Origin of the sequence: Planktothrix prolifica NIVA-CYA 540 (assembly GCF_963864145.1) — a bacterium.
GTDB classification, from domain to species: Bacteria; Cyanobacteriota; Cyanobacteriia; order Cyanobacteriales; family Microcoleaceae; genus Planktothrix; species Planktothrix agardhii.
This window is the reverse complement of sequence record NZ_CAWLTW010000001.1, coordinates 1,102,563-1,109,589: the sequence shown is the minus strand read 5'-3', so window position 1 is coordinate 1,109,589 and position 7,027 is coordinate 1,102,563. Positions and strand designations below refer to the sequence as shown.

Genomic DNA, 7,027 nt, shown 5'->3' with positions numbered 1-7,027 from the left:
AACAACGTCGGATTAATAAGTCCAGTTTTGCTTAGTCTGCAAACTATAGGTTCCATCCTTCACATTCACCCGCTCAGGAATCAGATCAAGATCCCGAAACAAATTAGCCTGATGCTGTAGGGCATCAAGGGATTGTTCATCAATCGGGATAATCGCCCGTTCAGCACTCCGTTTCTGTAAAGTTTCTAGGATAAATGGATCGATTTCGTGTTGATCTAGCAAACGTTGAGTCGCTTCTAATTCCTGTTTTTTAGCCCAGGCTCCCGCCTCATTTACCTCCTCTAAAATCACTTTTAATAGATCGGGATAGTCTCGGACTAACTCTGGAATCGCATAGTAATAGGTGGGAACCTCCAAAGAAGCCCTATCCCCAAAAATACTTTCTAGGTCAGCAATAGAACGCCCTGGATAGGAACTTCGGGCTTGAGTGGGTGTGTAGGGAACCCAAACCACCCAAGCATCCACTTCACCCTGTCGGAATAGGGGCAACGCCTGGGGCTGGGTCAGATAAATGGGGTCAATATCGCTAAAATCGAGTCCGACTTTCCGCAATGCTTTGATCAATATATAGTGCGCGCTGGAGCCTTTATCAAAGGCAATCTTCTTACCCTTGAGGTCAGCAATAGTCTGAATTGGCGAATCCTCTGGGACTAGAATCGCTTGACCTTTGGGAGCAGTATATTTTTCTTTGGCCACCCGCACAAAGACATGATCCGCCGCCTGGGAGAAAATACTGGCCGTACCACCCCCCCCGCAAAAATCAATTGTCCCGTTACTGAGGGCCTCAATCAGAGCCGATGCCGATAAAAAGCTTGTCCAGGTCACAATTAGCCCAAAGGGTCGCAAACGTTCTTCCAGTAAGGCTTGACTGCGAAGAACTTCAAAATTGGTCATTCCCTCTGGATACCCGATTTTGAGTTGTTTGAGGCGTCGCGCTTGTTGGGCTAAGGGTGTGTTACCCGAGTGCGCCGAGCGGTTAGAAAACCAACGATCCAAAACAATACAAAACACGATCCCCCCGACAAACAATCCCACCGTTTCTAATAACCGAATGCTTGAGTTTTTCGGTGGGTTAGCCTGATTGACCTGACTGATTAGAGGGGAGAATACATGGCCGGATTCAGGAGTAGCAACAACATTACTATTAAAGGTTAGACTCAAGACCAAACTTGAGGCAAGACCGATGCCAAACTGGACTACAAACTTGGATATAAGGAATCTACGAGGAATTGATCGGAATGGTTTCAGAAGATTTTGGTCTTTGTATTTGGGCAAAATATCGCGTAAATAGCTAATCATAATAACTCCTTTGATAAATATAAATAATGGACATTGTTAGATGAATTGGAAATACGAGAATGTAGCCAGGGTGTTAGACTTTTTAACGCTCTTTATATATTATTAGGACTTGTGCAATTATTCTATAGTTTCGGTAATCAGACAGATTTTGAGTGAGGGATAGTGATGGATTGGTTAATTGAAACAATTAAGGTTGCGATAGCTGTTGCCATAGCAACAACCTTTGACGATAATATTTATCTGACTGGCTTCTTTAGTGAAGTTAATCGGACTTTTCGTCCTAAACATATTGTAGTAGGTGAGCTTATTGGGTTCACCGCATTAGTGCTAGTCAGTTTGATTGGTTTCTTTGTGGGACTGGTGATTGACTCGGCTTGGATCGGATTATTGGGGATTCTACCGATACTGATTGGTCTGAATAATTTGATCAACTTGAATAAGGATGATTCCGCCGCGGATAAGTCAGCTAACTTGAAAATAAACGCTAAATATCGAGGATTTGATTCTCGAAAACGATCGATCTGGGACGTAATTCGCAATCGCCAAACCTACAGTGTTTCCGCCGTTACCATTTCCAATGGTGGAAACAATTTGGGGATCTATATTCCCCTATTTGCAAGTAGCAGTATCCAAAATCTAGCGGTGATGATCCCGATTTTATATTTAGTAGTTTGCTGCTGGCTATTTCTCTCCTATAATCTGACTCGTCAACCGGGTATCGCCGTCGTCCTGAGTCGTTATGCCGGCAAAATATTTCCCTTTGTCCTAATGTGGCTGGGTTTTAGAATTCTGATAGATAGTGAATCCTATCGTCTTTTTTTACCGAATATATAGCTATCTTATTTGATGGGTGTTAAAAATTTATTTTTACCCATTACCCATTACAATCTCCTTAATTAAAATTTATAGTTGCTGCCATTCCCATAAAATCGGATTCGTCTAATCCCGAGTTCTACTTCCCCCCTGACCCAAGTAAGGTTGGGGGGATTTAGTCTATCAAATCATTAGACAACACGGCGTCCGGTCAGTACGTTGTAGATAATAGCAATCAGCGCCAAAACCAAAAGAATATGGATTAAGCCACCTCCAACATTAACTGAGAATCCTAATAACCAGAGGATGAGTAGTACACCAACGGCACTCCAGATCAGATTGTACATATTTTCTCCTTCTATTGAGATAAAATTTAATGATGTGATTGAGTCGGTGATTCTATTCTGGCTTAAATAGATCACGAACATCAGCTTCTACACCTTTGATAGCTTCACGGTCTTGCTTTGCTGCGGTGCTGGTTTTTCCACCCGGCTTGTAGTTAGGGTTTTTAATACTATCAAGAATCCCCTGTTGGGTGTTGGCGTCAAATTGCTGATCGTTTTGAACAACATCAGTTTTCAGATCATCTGTGATGTTAGCGATCGCTTCTTGGGCTTTATCCTTAACATTATTGATCATCTCTTTCGTTTGATCCATCATAGCAATTTGAGTCTGCGGTGGATTCATGCCCTGGGTTGATGAAGTTGCAGCCCAACTTGATCCCGATGCCAAACTAAAGATGATAGCAGTGGAGATGAAAACAACCACGCCAATAGACAGCAGAAATTTACGAACTTTGCTAAGTAAAATCATGTTAATATCCCAAAAAAATTGATTAATTGAAAAATGATTGAGTTTTTTATTCGTTGGTCAGTCTACCAAAAAATATAAATTTCAAACGGGGGTAGATCACAGTTGAAACACCCCAAAAAAGTCAATACGCAGGGAATCTATACCATTTTTGAGATTAAATTTTTATCAATTTTATGATTAATTAAAATCGACTTTAAGTGTCAAAAATGGCAAAATTTATTTGTTAAATAGCCTTTTAGTCGAGCTTGGCTTTTAATTCATCTTTCACATCTTCAATGGTATGAATCACTTTTGCCTCTGCCTGTTTTTCCTTACCTTCTTCCTGATCTTTAGGATCTCCAGTTAGGTTGCCTACGGCTTCTTGAACCTTGCCTGTGACATTTTTGGCGGTGGCTTTTTCTCTATTTTTTAAACTCATATCGGCTCCTTATTGAATTTGCTGAATCTGATATTTATTAATCTGAGCAGACTTAACAACCCTGTTAATAAATTTCATATTTTTATTGTAGTAGCCTTTTTATAAATTGATTTCGTTTTTATCAATTCATACAAAAGATATACCATAGGGAATAGAATCTCATCCATTCCCAGATAGAACCCAAATTCCCAGGTCTGAAAGCAGGCGATATTGTTGATAACAGTGCAAGGGGAGGATTATTCTACAATCAAAATGGCACAGCCACAGGTTTTGGTAATAGAGGTCAATTCTTCACCTTAACTAATAAACCTGCCTTAACAGCTAGTCAATTTCTAATTCAAGCGTGAATCTAACTCTTTTTTGTAACGTTTAGTAACAAATTTAACTCCGAGTCAAGATTCAGACTATATAATTACAATTGAATAAAGAAAGAAAGGCTCACAGGAACAGTTGGACATGATCCGATCCGTGTGATCGCTGTCCGGTTTGTTTTGTACCCTCGTTTCAGGGAGCCTCAGTTGCTGAACGTGTGATTGATGTCGGAAGTCCATTATCAGTAAGGGAGCCGGGTCGTCATGGAGACGAAAGATAAAGATTTGGAAATGACTTTGATTTAGTGTATCAACTTCTGCTTAATGCTTGTCCAGGCTTGATCTAAGGCTAGAGTGAATAGCATTTGTGCCCAAGTTTATTCCCACAAGTTCATTGTGAGTATAGGAGTAGAATCATCATGGTTACAAATTTTAGCTCAGAAGTCCCATCTGGTTTTTTAGCCTTGCAAAACTTGGTTAAATCGTCGAAAGAAGGGCAATTAAGCAAACTTAGCTCTGACTTATCTGAATTATTTACAGGTGTCGATCCGCTCAACAGTCAAGTCAACTCGTCATCTCTAAAGCCAGAGTCATCTCTACAGGTAATTGGGAGTAGCGTAGCAATTGAGGCAGTGGCGGATACTGACTCAGCGCAATTATTGTCTGACTTAAAAGCACTAGGACTCCAGCAATCCTCTGTTTTCGGACGGGTAATTTCAGGAGTGATTCCCATCAATGCCCTAGATGAGGTCGCGGCTTTGTCTAGTTTGCGGTTTGTTCGTCCCGCCTACAAGCCTATCATCAATCAGTTGGACAACATTGGCACTACTACCTCCGAACCGATCGCTAACGCGGATTCAGTCACCAGTCAAGGCGATCAAGCGCAAAGCTCGGACATTGCCAATCAGTTGGACAACATTGGCACTACCACCTCGGAACCGATCACTAACGTTGGTTCCGTCACCAGTCAGGGCGATCAAGCGCAACGCTCGGACATCGCCCGCACGACCTATGGCGTGAATGGTGCGGGGATCACGGTGGGTGTTCTCTCGGATAGTTACAACAACTTAGGGGGGGCGGCTAGTGATGTTGCTACTGGAGATTTGCCCTCTGGTGTGATCGTGTTACAAGATTTACCATCAGGCGGTTCCGATGAAGGGCGGGCGATGCTACAGATCGTCCACGATGTAGCGCCGGGGGCGAAACTTGCTTTCAACACTGCCTTTGCGGGAATGGCGGGCTTTGCCAATGGGATTATCAATTTGGCAAAACCTGTTGCCTCGGGTGGGGCGGGGGCAAAGGTGATTGTCGATGATATCGGTTATCCCCAGGAGCCTTTTTTCCAGGACGGAATCGTAACGCAGGCAGTTGATCAAGTTGCATCCACCGGCGTTGCCTACTTTTCTTCGGCAGCTAATCTCGCCCGTCAATCCTATGAAAGCGCTTTCACTCCTGGTCAAACCATCGGCGTTTTAACCTACCACGACTTCGATCCCAGTGGGGCCGTAAATATTTTCCAAAAAATCACCCTGAACAACGGAGTATTTACACCTGCCCTGCAATGGGATCAGCCCTTTGCTTCGGCTAGCACGACTGGGGCAGGTTCACAAAACGACTTGGATATGTTCCTGTACGCTGATAGCAATGGTGATGGTACGCCAGATCAGTTAATTGCTTCTAGCATTGATAATAACGTTGGCGGCGATCCTTTCGAGTTTTGTAACATACAGGGAACTGGTACAGCATACCTAGCGATCGCCAAGTATAACCCCGCAGGAGGCCCCAACCCCTCCAAAATCAAATATGTTGATTTTACCAAATCTCATACTACCATCTATCAATTCGCGACCAATAGTTCAACGTCCTTCGGACACAATCAATCCGCGAACGGACAGGGTGTAGCTGCGGCTTATTATCAAAAAACTCCCGCCTTTGGCACGAATCCGCCTGTAGCCGAGCCATTCACCTCCCTCGGTGGTACGCGAATTCTGTTCGATAAGGCGGGTAACCGACTGGCAACACCGATTATACGCAATCAACCCGCGATTACCGCACCCGATGGAGTCGTTACCACCCTTCCGAGTAGTAGCGGATTAAACCCCTTCTTTGGCACATCAGCCGCCGCCCCCCACGCTGCGGGTGCAGCCGCTTTAATCCGTCAAACAGTTCCTAGCGCGACCAATACCCAGATTTACAACGCGCTGAAGAGTACCGCGGTTGACATGAATACCCCTGGGTATGACTTTCTCACGGGCACGGGCTTAATTCGGGCAGATGCCGCGATCGCATCTCTTTGCATTAATGGCACTGCTGGCAATGATAACTTAACCGGAACTGCCAATGCAGATGTCATGAATGGATTCGCCGGTAACGACACCCTCAGTGGATTAGCTGGAAACGATATCCTTAATGGTGGCACTGAGAACGATAGTTTGAATGGAGGGTTGGGGGCCGACCAACTCAAAGGCGGTGCAGGTAACGATATCTACGTTGTCGATAATACGGGAGATGTTGTTACAGAATTAGCTTCTGGAGGAACAGATTTAATCCAATCTTCTGTAACTTATACCTTACCTGGGGAAGTCGAAAACCTGACTTTAACCGGAATTACTGCTATTAACGGTACAGGGAATACTGTAGCTAATATTATTACCGGGAATACCGCTAATAATACCCTAAATGGCAGTACCGGAGCCGATCAACTTAAAGGCGGTACAGGAAACGATACTTACGTTGTCGATAATACGGGAGATGTTGTTACAGAATTAGCTTCTGGAGGAACAGATTTAATCCAATCTTCTGTAACTTATACCTTACCTGGGGAAGTTGAAAACCTGACCTTAACCGGAATTACTGCTATTAACGGTACAGGGAATACTGTAGCTAATATTATTACCGGGAATACTGCTAATAATACTCTCAGTGGTGGTGCTGCTAATGACACTCTCACCGGGGGACTCGGTGCTGATAGTTTTATCTACAATACCAGTGCTGCTTTTGCGACTTCGGCGGTGGGTGTGGATACAATCACTGACTTTACTATTGGTCAAGGGGATAAAATTGTCTTGGATAAAACCACCTTTACCAGTATTAGTAGTATTCCGGGAACTGGGTTTTCTGTTGCCAGTGAGTTTGCCAAGGTAACAACGGATGCCTTAGCTGCTACCAGTGCGGCTGATATTGTTTATAATACCGCGACGGGAGGATTATTCTACAATCAAAATGGCATAGCCGCAGGTTTTGGTAATGGAGGTCAATTCCTAACCTTAACCAATAAACCTGTATTAACAGCTAGTCAATTTCTAATTCAAGCCTAAATCTAACGGTGTTGTTGTGTTTAATGCTTAATCAAAATTGGGTTAAACACAACAAC

Annotated in this window: 6 protein-coding genes; 2 read left to right on the top strand and 4 right to left on the bottom strand. The window is 43.6% G+C overall.

The genetic code is table 11. The annotated features are described in order from the left end of the window. Positions 1-12: 12 nt before the first annotated feature. Entirely contained in the window at positions 13-1,299 is a 1,287-nt protein-coding gene (locus tag AC559H_RS05115) for an aliphatic sulfonate ABC transporter substrate-binding protein (protein WP_051319819.1), read from the bottom strand. A gap of 165 nt (positions 1,300-1,464) precedes the next feature. On the opposite strand from AC559H_RS05115, the gene AC559H_RS05110 reads away from it, so the two are divergent. Further along, on the top strand, positions 1,465-2,133 hold the full coding sequence (locus AC559H_RS05110; RefSeq protein WP_026793922.1) for a cadmium resistance transporter: 669 nt from the start codon (positions 1,465-1,467) through the stop codon (positions 2,131-2,133). A 170-nt stretch (positions 2,134-2,303) separates the two neighbouring features. Here the strand turns inward: AC559H_RS05110 and AC559H_RS05105 are convergent, their stop codons facing one another. The 3 genes from AC559H_RS05105 to AC559H_RS05095 form a co-directional block, all read right to left on the bottom strand. Next, positions 2,304-2,459, bottom strand: coding sequence for a lmo0937 family membrane protein (locus AC559H_RS05105; RefSeq protein WP_148292198.1), 156 nt, complete (start codon positions 2,457-2,459; stop codon positions 2,304-2,306). Between the two features lie 52 nt (positions 2,460-2,511). Further along, entirely contained in the window at positions 2,512-2,925 is a 414-nt protein-coding gene (locus AC559H_RS05100) for a hypothetical protein (protein ID WP_148292197.1), read from the bottom strand. A 235-nt stretch (positions 2,926-3,160) separates the two neighbouring features. After that, positions 3,161-3,343, bottom strand: a complete 183-nt coding sequence (locus AC559H_RS05095; RefSeq protein WP_026793921.1) for a CsbD family protein — start codon at positions 3,341-3,343, stop codon at positions 3,161-3,163. 730 nt (positions 3,344-4,073) lie between these two features. Between AC559H_RS05095 and AC559H_RS05090 the strand changes: the two genes are divergently transcribed. Then, positions 4,074-6,971, top strand: a complete 2,898-nt coding sequence (locus AC559H_RS05090; RefSeq protein ID WP_052349311.1) for a S8 family serine peptidase — start codon at positions 4,074-4,076, stop codon at positions 6,969-6,971. The last annotated feature ends 56 nt before the right edge of the window (positions 6,972-7,027 follow it).